Source organism: Streptomyces sp. NBC_00483 (assembly GCF_036013745.1).
Classification (GTDB): domain Bacteria; phylum Actinomycetota; class Actinomycetes; order Streptomycetales; family Streptomycetaceae; genus Streptomyces.
Window position 1 is genome coordinate 8,285,579 of sequence record NZ_CP107880.1, and the last position, 15,347, is coordinate 8,300,925.

General features: G+C 70.8%; 12 protein-coding genes and 1 pseudogene. 5 read left to right on the forward strand and 8 right to left on the reverse strand.

What is annotated here, in order from left to right:
• Positions 1-256 precede the first annotated feature (256 nt).
• The 3 genes and pseudogenes from OHA73_RS36975 (at position 257) to OHA73_RS36985 (ending at position 2,185) form a co-directional block, all read left to right on the forward strand.
• A complete protein-coding gene (locus OHA73_RS36975) occupies positions 257-697 on the forward strand; it encodes a hypothetical protein (protein ID WP_267068364.1) in 441 nt (146 codons plus the stop codon).
• 123 nt (positions 698-820) lie between these two features.
• Positions 821-1,590 (forward strand): annotated as a pseudogene (locus OHA73_RS36980) (transposase family protein).
• 226 nt (positions 1,591-1,816) lie between these two features.
• On the forward strand, positions 1,817-2,185 hold the full coding sequence (locus OHA73_RS36985) for a hypothetical protein (RefSeq protein ID WP_266722605.1): 369 nt from the start codon (positions 1,817-1,819) through the stop codon (positions 2,183-2,185).
• Between the two features lie 175 nt (positions 2,186-2,360).
• On the opposite strand, the gene OHA73_RS36990 is transcribed toward OHA73_RS36985, so the two are convergent.
• Positions 2,361-3,170, reverse strand: coding sequence for a hypothetical protein (locus tag OHA73_RS36990; RefSeq protein WP_266722607.1), 810 nt, complete (start codon positions 3,168-3,170; stop codon positions 2,361-2,363).
• 420 nt (positions 3,171-3,590) lie between these two features.
• Between OHA73_RS36990 and OHA73_RS36995 the strand changes: the two genes are divergently transcribed.
• Positions 3,591-4,796 (forward strand): IS110 family transposase, encoded by a 1,206-nt coding sequence (locus OHA73_RS36995; RefSeq protein WP_266722609.1) that lies wholly within the window; start codon positions 3,591-3,593, stop codon positions 4,794-4,796.
• Between the two features lie 241 nt (positions 4,797-5,037).
• On the forward strand, positions 5,038-5,505 hold the full coding sequence (locus OHA73_RS37000; RefSeq protein WP_266722611.1) for a Pycsar system effector family protein: 468 nt from the start codon (positions 5,038-5,040) through the stop codon (positions 5,503-5,505).
• Positions 5,506-5,716: 211 nt separating this feature from the next.
• Here the strand turns inward: OHA73_RS37000 and OHA73_RS37005 are convergent, their stop codons facing one another.
• Genes OHA73_RS37005 through OHA73_RS37035 form a run of 7 tightly spaced genes read right to left on the reverse strand, consistent with a single transcriptional unit; the run spans position 5,717 to position 15,295 of the window.
• On the reverse strand, positions 5,717-6,532 hold the full coding sequence (locus OHA73_RS37005; protein WP_266722613.1) for an extensin: 816 nt from the start codon (positions 6,530-6,532) through the stop codon (positions 5,717-5,719).
• The gene (locus tag OHA73_RS37010) at positions 6,529-7,476 is read right to left on the reverse strand and encodes a C40 family peptidase (RefSeq protein WP_266722615.1); all 948 of its coding nucleotides are present in this window, start codon (positions 7,474-7,476) and stop codon (positions 6,529-6,531) included. Before OHA73_RS37010 ends, OHA73_RS37005 begins: the two co-directional genes overlap by 4 nt.
• Positions 7,473-8,471, reverse strand: coding sequence for a replication-relaxation family protein (locus OHA73_RS37015; RefSeq protein ID WP_327657280.1), 999 nt, complete (start codon positions 8,469-8,471; stop codon positions 7,473-7,475). The genes OHA73_RS37010 and OHA73_RS37015 overlap by 4 nt, the downstream gene beginning before the upstream one ends.
• 30 nt (positions 8,472-8,501) lie before the next feature.
• Positions 8,502-10,904 (reverse strand): type IV secretory system conjugative DNA transfer family protein, encoded by a 2,403-nt coding sequence (locus OHA73_RS37020; protein ID WP_327657281.1) that lies wholly within the window; start codon positions 10,902-10,904, stop codon positions 8,502-8,504.
• The gene (locus OHA73_RS37025; protein ID WP_327657282.1) at positions 10,901-12,766 is read right to left on the reverse strand and encodes a VirB4 family type IV secretion system protein; all 1,866 of its coding nucleotides are present in this window, start codon (positions 12,764-12,766) and stop codon (positions 10,901-10,903) included. Before OHA73_RS37025 ends, OHA73_RS37020 begins: the two co-directional genes overlap by 4 nt.
• 1 nt (position 12,767) lies before the next feature.
• Positions 12,768-13,670, reverse strand: a complete 903-nt coding sequence (locus OHA73_RS37030; protein ID WP_327657283.1) for a PrgI family protein — start codon at positions 13,668-13,670, stop codon at positions 12,768-12,770.
• Between the two features lie 5 nt (positions 13,671-13,675).
• A complete protein-coding gene (locus OHA73_RS37035) occupies positions 13,676-15,295 on the reverse strand; it encodes a hypothetical protein (protein ID WP_266725652.1) in 1,620 nt (539 codons plus the stop codon).
• Positions 15,296-15,347: the final 52 nt, after the last annotated feature.

The following is a 15,347-nucleotide window of genomic DNA, read 5'->3' on the forward strand; positions in this document are numbered from 1 at the left end:
CGGCATGCGAAGCCGTCGCATCCGCCATGAGCGCGCAGCAATCCGAGGTCAACGCTCGCCAGTCCGCTCGTAAGGAAGGCTGAGACGCCGCAGCGGCGGAGCCGGCCGCCGGCGAAGCGTGCCGGATCGCGTATCAGGCATCCCGCGAGCAGCAGATCAAGGCGGCACAACCGCCACGCAAGCATCCCTGAAGAAAGAACAGCACAACATCAACCCCGCGAATACCCGGTGGTCAAAACGCTAGATTTGCTGTTGGGTGCCCTCATCGATCGGGCATTCAGCAGTGTTGATCGGTGAGGAAATTCTGGTGGCCTTTCGTGACATCCCTTCGGTCGTACTGTTCCTCGTGGCGGCCGCTTCTGCGGCTGTCTATCTGATCCTCATGGTCAGGTGGATGCCGACCCGATCCTTCAAAATCAAAGCAGCCACCACTCCCGCGGTCATGGCGGTGATGTCTGTCCTCACCTACCTGGGCGGGGGATACAGGGTTAATGATGTGCTGATCCTCTGCACGCTCGTCCTGTTGACGATCCCGCTCGGATTTCTGGGGCACCAACAGGAAGTTGCCGCATGGGCACTCCGCGAGGAGAACGGAGAGGGTGAAACCAACGACTTCCCTCAGAGCGCGTTGGTGCAAACGGCAATCGCGGGCTTCGCGGCCATCGTCGTGTTTGTCTGGATCAGGCAGTCGGTTTAGAACGGCCTCACACTGAGGGTCTTCCAACCTGGCTGTCGGGTTGGGTTGTTGAGCTGACACACCGGCGAAGCCCCTGGTAGACGGGTTCACGACCTAGATTTCCCGACCCACCAGAGACTTCCTGTGCTTGTCTACCCGTGCGGGCTGGATGTCTCCAGCTGTTCCCTGCGGTTCCTCGCCGCCAAGTTGCGCGAGCACCGTCGCCAGATCGGGAGCCGCCGGCGTCGACTGAGTGCCAACAGGCAGGCCCTGCTCGCGCTGGCGCATCTGCGGAACGGGACGACCTACGCCCAACTCGCGGCAGGTTTCCAGGTCGGGTCGAGCGCGGTCTACCGATACGTGACCGAAGCAGTCAACCTGCTCGCGACGCTCGCGCCGACCCTGACCGAGGCCGTCCGAGCGGCATCTGCCAAGGCGTACGTCCTGTTGGATGGGACGCTCCTACCCATCGACCGGGTGGCTGCCGGCCGGCCGTTCTACTCCGGCAAGCACCGCCGGCACGGGATGAACGTGAAGGTCCTCGCGGACCCGTTCGGCCGACTGCTGTGGGCATCGCCCGCATTGCCCGGCTCGGTCCACGAGGTTCGGGCGGCTCGGCAGCACGGCATCATCGACGCCCTCAACCAAGCGCAGATCGCCTGCTGGGCGGACAAGGGCTATCGCGGCGCCGACGGCACGGTCCGTGTCCCACACTGGGGCCGATAGGAGACGCTCTCCGCAGGCCAACAACCGGTGAACCGGTCCCACGCGAAGATCCGGGCTCCGTCGAGCAGGCCATGGCCACCCTGAAGACCTGGCGGCTTCTGCGCAAGATCCGCAGTCCCACGACCCGCATCAGCAGCCTGGTTCGGGCCGTCCTCGCCCAACACTGCACCGCCTCGATCGCAGGTTGAAGACGCAGCCAATGGAGCTGACCGCCGTGGAAGACTGAGAACTATGCGAAGACGGATGGCACGAGGAGCAGCATCCTGGGTGGGCCCGTTGGTGTTGCTGGCCGTCGGCTGCTCGACGTCCACGTCATCCCAGCCGGATTCTCCATCCTCCTCGGCTAGCCGGCCGGACGCTCCTAGCAGTCCGCATGCAACCTGCACTGACACGGCGCCAGTCTCTTCCGGCTCTGTGCCGACCGCCGTGCATGACTTCGACAAGAAGCGCAGATGGTACGGCGCTGACGACCTGTGGGTGGCCAAACCCGACCTTCTGAATCATGCGGATGAACGCGACGAGAGGTACCGCACGAAATACCCTTCGATAACGCTGGACGCCCAGGGGCACGTGACTGCCCAGAAAGGCGCCCCGCACGTCGATGTCGCACGACTGGACCAACCCGGCTCCGCGCGCGGTAGTACTGGTGGATTTGCCACCACCAACGGTGATCGGCAGTGGTGGCCGACGGTCATCAGCTTCCCCGGGCCCGGCTGTTGGAAGGTGACCGAAACCCTCGGCTCCACCAAAGTCCGCTTCACCATGCACATCGCACCACGCTGAGCGAGTCCAGGCTCAGGCCGGGTCGGCAGGCCACCCGGACGCCACCTCACCTCGGTTGCAGGCGCTGCCGAAGCCCGCATTCGCGTCCCGACCCGCTCAATCTGAGGCACTGTGAACGGAGTTGACGGCGGGGTGAGACCTTGGGGCCCCTCCCCGCCGTGTGCCGTGTGGACTGTTACGCGCCGGAGTCGGTGGCTGATGTGGACGGTCGGGCGAGGCGGTAGGTGCGCGGCCTGTCGCTGATCTGTTCAGCGATGTGCTGCTTGGTCAGTGTGACCAGGGCGTTGGCGATGGCGCCCGAGGACTTCTCGATGATGCGGCTGATCCGGGTGGCGGTGAACGCCTCTTCCGGGTGGGTCCGCAGGTGCTCGATCACCATCTGGCGCAGTCCGCCGGGCGCCAGCCGTCGCTTGCCGTCCGCTGCGGCGGGCGGGGCCGGGGCGTGATCGGGCACCGTCCGCCCCGGCGTTTCCGTGGCAGAGGTCTCCTTGCCGGGTTGTGGTGCGCTGCCTTCGTGGGAGTCGCCGTTCACCGGCCTGTTCTCGTGGGTGTCGAGCTCCGCTTCCGAGCTCGAAAGCGCCACGGCACCCTGGGTGTTGGCCGGGTGAGTGGGGCCCTCGGCCGGTACGGGGTCCAGTCCGGGGCTCTGGTCCTGGGGTGCGGGATCCTCGGCCGCTGATTCGTCGGGCGCTGCGGGGGTGGAGTGCCAGCGGTCGGGTGTGCGGCCGGTGCCGGAGTGGCCGCCCCGCTTGCGGGCCGCCAGTCCGGCTTCTTCCAGGAGGGTCAGGGCTTTGCCGGTGGTGGAGCGGCCGAGTCCGGCGGCGAGGGAGAGTTCGGCGGTGGTGGCTCCGTGGGGGCGGGTGGCGAGTTCGGCGTGGACGGCGGCGGGTGCGCCGGTCAGCGCGGGCAGCGGTTGGGGTGCGGGTGTCGGGGTCGGGTGCAGTACGTGCACCGAGGCGGTGGTTTGGGTTTGGGTGTCGGACATGGTGGGGCCCTCAACTTCCGGCAATTCGATATTGGTTGGGTGAGGTCCCCGGCCGGGGTGCGGTGCGTGTGGCATCGCGGTGTCCGATGGGGCGCGTGCGCTGCGCGGAGATCCCGATCGGAGCCGGTCCGATGCCGGAGGGTTCACCGATCGTGAACCGCTCGGCAGCGGGCCGGTTCGACCATGGACGCTCCATAGGGTGTTGGCTGTCAAGCACAGTCGGGAAAGACTCTGTGCTGGTCAACGAGGCCGGGTGTGGCTCATGGACGCGTGTCGTGCGTGGCTCGTGCAGAGTGGCCGCCCGGCCTCGGTGGGGGTCCTGGTCTGCTGATTGAGATGTGCGTTCCGGTCGCTGTCTATGGAGCTGACGACGGGATTCCCGAACAGCGGCACGAGTCCTGGCGCAAAGAGGAGTCGGGCATGACGCAACGGCACGACGTGATCTGGGTCGGCATCGACATCGGGAAGAAGCACCACTGGATGGCCGCCGTCACCGGCGAGGGCACCCTCGCCTGGTCCCGGCAGGTCCGCAACGACGAGGGCGCCCTGCTGGATGCCATCGACCGGGCCCTCGGCCTCGCGGACGAGGTCCGCTGGGCCGTGGACATGCGGAACACAATGGCGGCACTGCTGCTGGCGTTGCTGGCCGTTCGCGGGCAGCGGGCCAGCTACGTCGCCGGCCGCACCGTCCACCACATGGCCGCGACCTACCGCGGGGAGGCCAAGACCGATGCCCGCGACGCGTTCGTGATCGCGGAGACGGCACGGCTGCGCCGGGACCTGGGCACCATAGCCGTCCCGGAACAACTGGTCAGCTGCCTCTCGCTGCTGACCGCGCATCGCGGCGATCTCATCGCCGACCGGGTGCGCATGCTCAACCGCATGCGCTGCGTGCTGTCCGGATACTTCCCCGTGCTGGAGGCGGCGTTCGACTACGCCAACCGCCGGGGCGCCCTGGTGCTCCTCACCGGCTATCAGACCCCGCAGGCCCTGCGCCGCTGCGGCGCCCGGCGGCTGGCCGCATGGCTGGCCCGGCGGAAGGTACGGGGCGCGCAGGCCGTCGCGGAGCAGGCCCTGGACGCAGCGGGCCGCCAGCACATCATGCTCACAGAGCAGGAGGTCGCCGCTCAGATCGTGGCCGACATCGCCACCCAGATCCTGCAGCTGGACGAGCGGCTGAAACAGCTCAATGCGCAGATCCGGGAGGTCTTCCATCGGCATCCGCAGGCCAAGGTGATCGAATCCATGCCGGGGATGGGCCCGTTGCTGGGGGCCGAGCTGATCGCCGCGACCGGGGATCTCACCGCCTACCCGGACGCGGGCCACCTCGCGTCCGCGGCCGGCCTGGTACCGGTGCCGCGCGACTCGGGTCAGCGCACGGGAAATCTGCACCGGCCGGTGCGTTACAGCCGCCGTCTGCGCAGAGTCTTCTACCTCTCCGCGCAGACCAGCATGGTGCGAGCAGGCCCGAACCAGCAGTACTACCGAAAGAAGCGAGCCGAGGGCCGCAACCACGTCCAGGCCGTCATGGCTCTCGCCAGACGACGCACCGACGTGCTGTGGGCCCTGCTGCGCGACAACCGACTCTTCACCCCGGAGCCGCCGATCCGCCTCCACGGCAGTTGACTTCGCCATTGAGACTCTGCTCGTGCCGGGAGTCGAGCGACGTAGCTGATCGGCCCGGTTGCTGGCTGGATCTGGATCGGTGCCGGCTGCGAGAGCGGTGGTGTGGGGCGCAAGCGCCATGGGTTGCAGTGGCCGAACTGACCCTGCGTGGCCCCTTGTTGTCGGCTCCGGCGTATCCTCCGGCGCATACGGCCCATGAGGCACAGGGGAATCGTCCGAAGTAGCGGGAGACGACGCGCTGATGGCAACCACCGCACCTGCTCCATCACACGACAGGACGCAGGATCGTATAGCGGCGACGCTCACGTCCCTGCAGAGCGATCTGGCCCGCGCCGAGGGCAAGGCGAGCTTGCTGCTGGCCCTGTCCGGAGCTGTCCTTGTTGCGCTGGTCTCGACGGTCAAGGACCTGCATCTGCCGGCGCCGGCCGTCGTGATCGGGGCCGTCGGCGGCGCAGCGCTATTGGCCTCGACGGTGCTGCTCCTGCTTGCGGTGCGGCCGGATCTCGGTGGGCCGGGCTGGCCGAGTTGGTCCCGGCTGACCCGCGAGGAGCTCAACGACTGTCTGGCGATGGGCTATCGCGTGGAGCACCTGCGCTACATGGCCGCACTCGCCCGACGGAAGTTCCTGCTGCTCCGGGTGGCGGTCGACTGCCTGCTGGGTGGGCTGGGCCTGTTGGCGGCAGCGGTCGTGCTCTCCCGGGCATTGTGAGCTCGGCGGAGGGCGGCGCTGCCCGGTAAGTCCGGCAGGCGTGCGTGTGGCGGCAGGGAGTCTCAAGCGGATCGTGCCTGCGGGCCGATGGTGCACAGATTGTCCATATGTGGCATCTGGTCGGTTGCGATGGCGCAGGCCTGGCTCGCGCTGGGGACCGAGCGGCCTCGAGCGGGAGATCCGATCGATGCGTGAACCGGGTTGGTGATGGTCATGCGGGCGGTGGTGGCGTCTCTGGTTGGCGGGTCGCGAGGTGGGCGTGGATCTGTCGGGCCCGGTCTGGGCCGATGTGCAGTTCGGTGCGCAGTCTCCACACGCTTGCCGGCCGTCCGGTTGTGGTGCGGGCGGTGGTGTCCAACGCTGCGGCGCGGGCCCACAGATCGGCGTCTGTCGTGCCGTCCGAGCTGGGGTGGGCCGGCGGTACTGGAGGCGGTGGCACGGGCGTGTCGACGGTGCTGTTGTCCGTAACGGCGGTTGCTCCGGTATTGGTGTGTGGCGAGAGAGCGCGGGGGAGCGCCGCTTCGGCTATCGAGGATGGCGGGGGCGTGTTCGGTTCGGGACGCGGGGCCGCTGTGGTGTCGGTCGGGGTGGGCAGGTTGGCGATGATGCGGCGGTAGGCCGCGATCGTTTCGGTGAGGAGGATCAGGAGCAACGCCGGGGTGAGGTGCAGAAGCACTGCTGCCGGATCTGCCCGACGGGGCCAGCCGATCTGTCCGTCGGGCCAGAGGGATTCCCAGCTGTTCATCAGTGCCGCGGCCGATCCTGCCGACCAGCGCAGGGCTGTTGACCATCCGGGTGGGCGGATGCCCCAGGCGGCGAGGCGGGCGTCGGCGTACAGGACGACGGCGAGTGCGGCGCCGAGCATGGGGTCGAGGAGGATCGCGATCGGGAGCGGGACGCCTCGGGAGCGGGCGAAGAGGGTGACGTTGACGGTGGTGAAGACCAGCGCGAGGGCTCCGACCGCGCACAGCGTTCGGGTCATGGTGCGCAGCAGGCGGATGGCCTCGTGTTGGTCGGGTGGGTTCACCGGCCGCCTCCCGTACCGGTGTTGGTGGCGGAGGGGCGGGTGGCGCCCTGGAAGGTGGGGGAGTTGGTGTTGGCGCTGGTTTCGCGGACGACGGCGCCGGGGTGTGGGGCGTCGATGGCGCGGTTGTTGCCGGTGTAGATGGCGACGTGGGTGATGTTGTTGCGGTGGGGGCCGTAGAAGAGGAGGTCGCCGGGGGCGAGTGGGGGTGGGTTGGGCAGGGGTGGGCCTGCGGTGTGCTGGGCCTGGGCGACGCGGGGGAGTTGGATGCCGGCGGCGCGGTAGGCGGCTTGGGTGAGGCCGGAGCAGTCGAAGCCGCCTTCGGCGGGGCCGTCGCCGCCCCAGACGTAGGGCTGGCCGAGTTGGGCGCGGGCGTAGGTGACGGCCTTGGCGGCAGAGCTGTTGGGGGCGGGGGTGGCGGCTGCGTATTGTGCGGCGGTCTTGAGGACTTTGTCGACGTACCAGTCGGCGTGGTTGTAGTGCCAGATCGCGCGGCGGAGGTTTTTGCCGTTCTTCGCGCCGTTGGCGCACAGGAGGCGGGCGGCGGCGTAGACGGCGTCGACCGGGTCCCACGGTGTTGGTGGCTTCTTCCCGCCGGGTGGGACCGGGTACGCGTAGGCCGGAAACGTGGTCGGCATGAACTGCATTGGGCCCTGGGCTCCTGCGGAGGAGCGCATGGTGGGGTGGCGGCCGTGGTTGGTTTCGACCTTGCCGATGGCCGCGAGGATCGTCCAGGACAGGCCGGGGCATTCCGGTGCCGCGCGCTGGTAGAGGGCGAGGTAGGCGGGTGGGATGTCGGCGAGGGCCTGTTTGCTCGGGGAGGCCGATGCACCGTTGCCGGGCAGCATCGAGGTGAGGGCTGCGGCGGCGGTGAGGGCGGCGAGCAGGGTCAGGGTGAGGAGGGCGCAGCTGATTCCGGCGGCGGCTTTGCCGGTGCCGCTGGTCATGGTGTGTCGGTGGGTGGGCGGGGTGGTGTGGGGCGCCAGGGCAGGGTGGTGTGGCGGCCGGGGGCCGGGAGGGTGGTTTCGGGGGTGCCTGCGGGGCTCAGGTCGGGCCAGTGGGTGGCGAGTTGGGGGAGTGTGAGGCGGTCGGTGGGTGCGGTTGTGGTGGTGAGGGGGAGCCAGGCGGGGGCGGTGGGGGTGAAGAGTCCGGTGTTGGTGGTGGCGAGGGGCAGTTCGAGGCGGTCGGTGGTGTCGGCGAGTCGTTGGCGGAGGGCGGTTTCGCGGCGGGTGGTGGAGGTGTGGATGAGGAGGGGTGTGCGGGTGCCGGTGGTGGCGGCGAGGGCGGCGTAGCCGGGGAGTTTGGCTTCGACGCGGGCGAGGTTGTAGCTGCCGGTGTCGTATTCGAGGAAGAACGGCAACAGCCACCCGGGGCCGGTGGCTCCGGTGTTGTTGGTGTGGTGGGCGTAGGCGTCGGGGTGGATCCAGTCGCCCCACAGGCGGGTGGCGGAACGTTCGGACAGCCAGAGCTGCAAGAAGCCTTCTGTGGTGGCCAGTTGGGTGAGGAGGGTGTTGACGCCGAGGGTGTGTTCGAGGGTGGGGGAGAAGGCGATGCGGGCGGTGTGGTCTTTGCGCCAGCCGGTGGCGGGGAGGTCGACGCCGGCGCGGGCGGCGAGGAGTTCGGCTCCGGCTTTGCCGAGGGTGTAGTGCTCGGGGGCGGAGCCGTGGGTGCGCAGGGGGCGGAAGGAGTCGACGACGTTCAGGTGGTAGAGCTCGCGCAGGCGGCGGTTGGTGGTGCGGGAGCTGGTGAAGGCGAGGGCGTGGATGTGGTGGGTGGTGAGGACCTTGTGTTCGTGGAGCATTTCGATGAGCCACAGGTCGCGGGCGGTGAGGCGGGTGGCGAGGTGGGCGAGGTCGGTGCGGGCGCGTGCGGGTGGGGTGGGTCGTCTGCGGCGTATGACGGCGCGGGGGACGTAGCCGGGGTTGGGGGTGGATGCGGGCATGGCGGTGAACTCCTCGGCCGGGGTGGGTGGTTAGAGGGGGAGGTGGGTGGAGTGGGAGGGGGTGGCGCCGACGCGGGCGGAGGCGGCGGCGCGCAGGGTGTCGGAGCGGCCGTCGGCCGGGGCGGGGAGGGGGCGGGTGGTGAGGGTGAAGGCGGCTGTTTCGGCGCCGTGGGACAGGAGGTGGGCGGCGGCTTGGTAGGGGCCGAGGTGGGCGAGGTCGTGGGCCGCCAACGTGGGGAGGGTGTGGCGTTCGAGGAGGCCGGCGTCTTCGGGGGAGGCGTTGAAGAAGACTTTGTTGCGGGCGTTGGCGGAGATGCCTTCGCGCAGATCGCGGGGGAGCTGGGCGAGGTTTTGGTGGGCGAGGGTCATGGCGAGGCGGTAGCCGCGGGCCTCGGCGAGCATGTCTTCGAGGGGGTAGGGGAGGTTGAGGAAGTTGTGGGCCTCGTCGACGTACAGTCCGGCGTCGATGCGGGTGTGCTCGGCTTGGCGGGCGCGGGCGGAGGCGGCCTGCCAGGTCTTGGCGACGATGAAGGAGCCGAGCAGGCGGGAGGTTTCCTCGCCGAGGGCTCCTTTGGGGAGGCGGGCGAGGAGGATGCCGCCGTCGAGGATGTCGGGGAGGTGGAAGGTGGATTCTCCGGAGGCGATGGCGGCGCGGGCGAAGGGGCGCAGCAGGAAGGCGCGGAGTTTGTTCATGACGGGGCCGATGACGGCGGCGCGGGAGGGTTCGGACAGGGACTCGTACCAGGTCCAGAACCCTTTGAGGACGGGGTCCTTGATGGTGGGGATCATGCGGAGCCGGTAGGCGGGCTCGCCGAGGAGGCGGGGGACGTCGGCGAGGGTGACGAGGCGGTGGGTGAGTTGGGCGTGGCGGAGCAGGGTGAGGCAGGCGGCGCGCATGACGTCGTCGGTGCGGGGTCCCCAGAACGCGGTGAAGATGCGGCGGAAGATGCCGGTGATGTTGTCGACGACGACGTCGATGTCGGCGCCGTCCAGGACGTTGAGGCAGGGCGGGGTGTGGGGGTCGTCGGGGTCGATGACGACCAATTTGTCGGCGCAGGCGGCGGGCAGGCGGTGCAGGAGGTCGGTGACGAGGTCGCCCTTGGGGTCGATGACGATCGCGCCGCGCCCGGCGTGGACGTCGTCGAGGACGAGGTGGGTGATGAGGGTGGACTTGCCGGAGCCGGTGGCGCCCATGAGGTGCAGGTGCTGGCGTGCGTCGGTGACGGCGAGGCCGACGCCGCGGCGGGTGCCGGTATCTGAGGCGCCCAGCGGTTTGATGCCGGGTCCAGGTTGGGGGATGGCCGGGGGTGGGGCGATGGAGCGGGCTCCGGCGCGGGCCAGGCCGGGGGCGTCCGGGTCGGTGGGCAGGTGGGCGAGGGCGGCGAGTTCGGGCACGGACAGCAGGTCCGCGCGGTGGGGGAAGGTGCGGGCGGCCAGGGTGGGGTGGGGGTGGTGCAGGCGGTGGCGGTTGAGCCAGTTGCGGGCGCTGTAGAGGGCGAAGGCGGAGGCGAGCGCGTGCGCGCGGCCGCGTAGTCGCGGCTCGGGGTTGGTGGTTTTCGCCGGGAGGGTGCAGGCGTAGCGCAGGGTGACTTCCCATTGGGGGCCGGTGAGTTTGGAGACGGTGTCGCGGACCTCGACGCCGTGCGCGGGGTCCGGTTTGGCGGCGGTGGTGGGCTGCGGGGCGTGGGTGAACAGTCGGAGCAGGGCGGGCAGTCGTGAGGGGGTGTGTCCGGCCTTGAGGCGGCGGGCCGCGCGGCGGGCGCGGCGTAAGCGGGCGCCGGTGGCGGGGCGGGCCAGGACCTGGACGAGCGCCGTCTCGTTTTCGCTCAGGCCGGTGGCGGCCTGGAGCAGGGCGCGCAGCGGGTCGCTCTTGTGGTCGGTGCGCAGGGGCAGGACCTCGGGGCGGGCCAGCCGCAGCACCCCCGCCGTGCACAAGTCGCCGTCGGGGAGGGGTGGTTGGGTGTCGTCGATGAGGGTGGTGTGGGCGCCGGGCCAGGCGGCTTCCACCGCGCGGCGCACCAGGGTGGTGGGCAGGCTGCCGGGCAGCCACACCCGTACGGTCAGGCCGTCGCTGGTCCAGGCGTATTCGAAGGCGAGGTGCGGCTGGCCGTGCAGCAGGCGCTGGTACCAGGGGCGTAGCAGCCCGGACAGCTGCGCCCACAGCACCTGGCCGCCGCGCTCGGGGACGGTGGGCGGGGCGAGGATCGTCACCAGGTGTGCGATCTGGGCGAGGGCGCGTTGGCGGCGCCGGTGCACGATCCGGCGCAGGCCCAGCACCCCGCCCGCCCCGAAGACGGCTGTCGGGGCGAGCCAGGGCCAGGCGGTGGTGAGGAAGGCGGTCCCCGCGTGGAGGGCTGGGGTCCAGAGGGCGGCGGGGTCGGTGAGGAATGTGCGGAGCAGTCCGCCCGTGCTGTCGGTGGTGGTTGGGTTCACAGCGTGAGTCCGCTCAGGTCGGGCAGCCCGTACGGATCCCCGCTGTCGCTGTCGACGGGTGTGGTGTCCTCGCCGGTCTGGAGTTCTGCCGGGTCGGTGGTGATGAGGGTGTGTTCGTGCTCGGAGGCCAGGGGGCTGAAGGAGACCTTGGTGCGGCCGGCCAGCAGCAGGGCGCAGCCGCGCGGGGCGGCGAGAAGGTGGTGGCGTTCGCCCTGGGAGAGGTGGAAGGCTCCTGCGATCTGGCCGATCGCCTGCGGGGCCTGGCGCATGAGGAGTTGGGTGGCGGCGTTGGAGACGATGGCGCGTCCGAGGTCACAGGCGAGGACGTCGTCGGCGTCCTGGGTGACCAGCGCCAGGCCGGTCCAGTGTTTGCGGGCGGCCTTGGCCATCCGGAACAGGAAGCGGGCCCCTGAACCCTCGCGCATCAGCGTCCACGCCTCGTCGACCACGACGAGGCGGCGGCGCAGGGTGCGGGTGTGGGCGACCTGGCGCCAGATCACGTCCAGGGCGAGCAGCATGCCCGCCGCCTTCAGCTCTTCGGGAATGTCACGCAGGGCGAAGACGACGAGGTGTCCGGTGGGGCGGGTGGTGGTGGCGCCGCAGAACAGCTGGCGGTGCGAGCCGGTCACGTACGGGGCCAGGCGCATCGCGAGGTCGGCGGCGGCCGGCTCGGAAAGGGCGGTCAGTTGGGCGGCGAGGTCGGCGAGCAGCGGGGCGGGCCGGGTCCAGGTGTGCGGATCGCTGGTGATGCCGGCCTGCTGGTAGGTGGCCAGGACGGCCCGGTCCAGGACGGCGCGTTCGCCGGCGGCCAGGTCGCCGCCGAGCAGCACGCTGAGGAAGGTGTGCAGGAACAGCACCCGCCGGGTCAGTAGGTCGTCGCCCTCCGCGGAGGCGGTGGCGGTGGTGGGGAGGTCGAAGGGGTTGAGGCGGACGGTCGGGTCGCCGAGGCGGATGACGGTGCCGCCGACCGATTCGGCGAGGCGCAGGTATTCGTCCTCCGGGTCGACGACCATCGCCTCGACGCCGGTGAACAGCAGCCGCAGCAGCTCCAGTTTGGTCAGGTACGACTTGCCGGCGCCGGAGCGGGCCAGGGTGATGGAGTTGTAGTTGTCCTGCGCGAAGCGGTCCCACATCACCAGCGACCCGGACGTGGTGTTGATCCCGTACAGGACGCCGCCGGGCGCCATCGCCGACTCGCAGGGCAGGTCGGCGGAGGCGAACGGGAAACAGGCCGCCAGCGCTTCGGTGTCGAAGGTGCGCCGCACCTTCAGGGTGTCCAGGCCGAGCGGCAGCGTGGCCAGCCAGCCCGGCAGCGCCCGGTAGGTGGCCGGAGCGGTGGAAACGAGCAACGACTCGGCGATCGCCCGGACTTGCGCGGCCTCGTCGGCCAGCTGGCCCTCGCTGGTGCCGTAGACGGTCATGTACAGGCCGAGGCGGAAGAGTTTCCCCTCGCCGCGGGCGATCCGGTAGGCGAGGTGGGCGGCGTCCTGGGCGGCGTCCTGGGCGGCGGCCTCGGTGTCCGGGTCGTCGAGGCGACCGTGATCCAGGGTGTGGCGGCGGGAGGACTCCAGGCGGGCCCGCTGCTTCTTCAGCTGGACGGCGGCCCGGGCGGAGGGGACCGGCTCGATGTGCAGGGCGACATCCAGGCGGCCGGGGTAGGTGAGCAGCGGGTCGAGCCAGCCGGGCAGCACCTCGGCCGGATAGCCGGTGACCACCAGGGTGGTGGCCAGCAGGTCCCCGACCGCGAGCGTGCGGGCGTGCACCTCGATCGCGTCCGGGCCCAGCTGTGCGAACTCCTGTCGTACGGAGACGAGTTCGCCGGGCGGCGGCGGGGTGGTGGTGCGGCGGAAGGGGAATGGCATTTCAGGCACCTGCCAGGGGATATGTGTCGGGGGCGGCGGCCAGGCGCAGGGTGTGCGCGGCCTGGTCGGCATCGAGCGGGGTGAGGGTGAGGTCGGCGGCCTCCAGGGCGCGGGCCGCCTCGGTCAGCCGGTGGCCGGCCCGGCCCGCCTGGGCGGGCGAGGCCTCCCGGGCGATGATCAGGACCTGCCGGGTGAGCAGGTCCCGGTCGGCCGCGAGCTGGTCGAGGAAGGCGGCGTGGGCGCGGGCCGCCTGCTCCAGAGCCGGGTGCGGCAGCTGCGGGGCGCAGGTGGTCAACTCGTCGACGAGCGGGCCCACATCGAGGCGGTGGGCGCGCACCAGCAGCTGGGTGGGGCCGGTCAGCGAGTTCAGCCAGCGGGCGAACGCCTCGGTCAGCGCCTGCTGCTCGCCGCCGGTGCGCAGATGGAAGTTGACCGTGGAACAGGCGGCCACGGCCGCGCGGCCGTCCGCGCCGAGATCCAGCACACCGGACTCACCGATGGCCCGGCAGGGGAGGTTCAGCGGTACGGGGGCCGGTGTGTGCTGGGCGCGCCAGGCGGCCGGTGCGGCGGCGGGCAGGGAGGGGATGCCTTCGGGGGCGGGGACGCGGCGTTTGGGTGCGCGGTGGAAGCGGAGGGCGGCCAGCAGCATCCGGTCCATGCCGATGCCGTCCCTGCGGCCGACGGCGACCACCGTGACCGTGAGGGCGATCGGCGTGATCAGGGCGAGGTAGGCGAGCGGGGCCATCACGGGGCGGGCGGCCCAGTAGCCGCCGTACAGGACGAGCGCGGTGACGGCCAGGATCAGGGTCTGGCGGGCCGTCAGGGGGCCGAGAATCTGATCGCTCTTGGCGACGTCGGCGGGAATCTTGGCGGGGGAGACGTACTCCTCGTCGGGCGAGGCCATCGAGGTCACCTCCGAGGTGAGGGGGCGGCGGGCGGTTCCAGGGGGAGCCGCAACTGCATCGGCTGGATGGGGCGTTGGCGTACGCGGGCGGCCGGGACCGGCAGGGCCAGTTGCCGGGCACGGACCGGGGCGGACCCGGCACGCGATCGGCCCGGCGACGGTGCGGGCGTGGCTGTGGCCGTGGGTGCGTGTGCGGGCGTCGCGGTCGGTGGTGCTGGGCGGGGGACGCGGTCGGCGCGGACGGGAAGCCAGGTCTGGGTCGCCCTGCCGGGATGGGCCGGAACCCGGGAGGCAGGGACGGGCAGGACCAGTTGGCGGGAGCGGGTGGCCTGGGCGGGGTGGGGCACGTGGGGCACGGGGTGGGGCGAGCGTGGGGCTGCGGCGAGGGTGCGGGAAGGTGGCGCGGCGGGGGCCGATGTGGCGGCGCCGCTACTGCTGCCCGGCGTACCCACAGGAGTCGCCGGGGGCGTGGGGCTCGGGCCCGGTGCGTGGGGCGCACCGCCCGGGCCAGCGCCTCCTCCAGGCCCGCGCGGTGGCCCGCCAACTCCCGGCCCAGGGCTGGGGTTTCCTGGTGCGGCAGGCCGGTTGCCGCCTCGCCGGGGGCCGCGCCCTCCCGGCCCACCGCGCGGCGGCCTGCCACCCGGGCCACCGGCACCGCCCGGTCGGCCACGGGGCCCGGGCGGGCGCCTGCCGCCCCGACCGCCGGCCCCGGGGCGGCCCTGACCGCCGCCGCGCATGAGTGCACTCCCGGCGCCGGGGGCCACGGAGTTGAGCAGCTGCAATAGGGCGACGTTCTTGAAGAGCCGCAGCACGCCCCCGCCCTGCGGCGCGGTGATCGGCGTACCGCGCAGAATGACCTGCGTGCACCAGCCGGGAATCTTGAACAGCACCCAGAACAGGGCCAGTCCGGCCAGCCGGGTGCCCAGCTCGCTCGGCTTCGTGATGCCCAGCACCAACGTGTCGGGGGCGAACAACAGCTTCAGGGACAGGATGAACGCGATGGACTGCGCGACCTGGATGATCAGACACCCGGACAGTCCCCGCCACCACAGCCGGGCGATGCCGTCGGTGAGCGGGTGCGCGTGGCAGGACAGCGCGAGGGGAGCGGCCACGGCGAGGATCGCGATGACCGCGACCCGCACGATGTAGCCGAACAGCACGGCGAGGGCCATCACCAGCAACAGCAGGGCGAACAGCACGAGATAGAGCTGGCCGCGGGCGATGAACAACGGGTAGATCATCTTCGCCAGGCCCTTGCCGACGTCACTGGTGTCGGAGCCCATCACCGCGCGGGCCAGCGCATTGGCCAGCGCGATCGCCTTGCTCATCACCAGCAGCGAGGACGACGCCGCGACCATGCCCAGCAGCAGCCGCGGGGCGATCTGTTTGAGCGCGTAGCGGCTCTGCACGGTCTCGTAGCCCATCACCGTGACACCGCCGGCCAGGAAGAACAGCACGTACATGGTGATCGCGGCGGCCAGCGAGCCCTGCCACAGCCGCTTCACCGACGCCTGTTTGGTGACGTCCGGGGTGGACAGCAGGGTGTTGCCCAGCAGTTCACGGACGGGCTTCATCATCGCCTCGACCACGGAGCCCAGCAGCGCGGTGACGGCATCGATGACCATGCCGGGCACGTCGAAGAAGCTGGAGAAGCCGGTGCCCTTGTCGCAGTCGCTC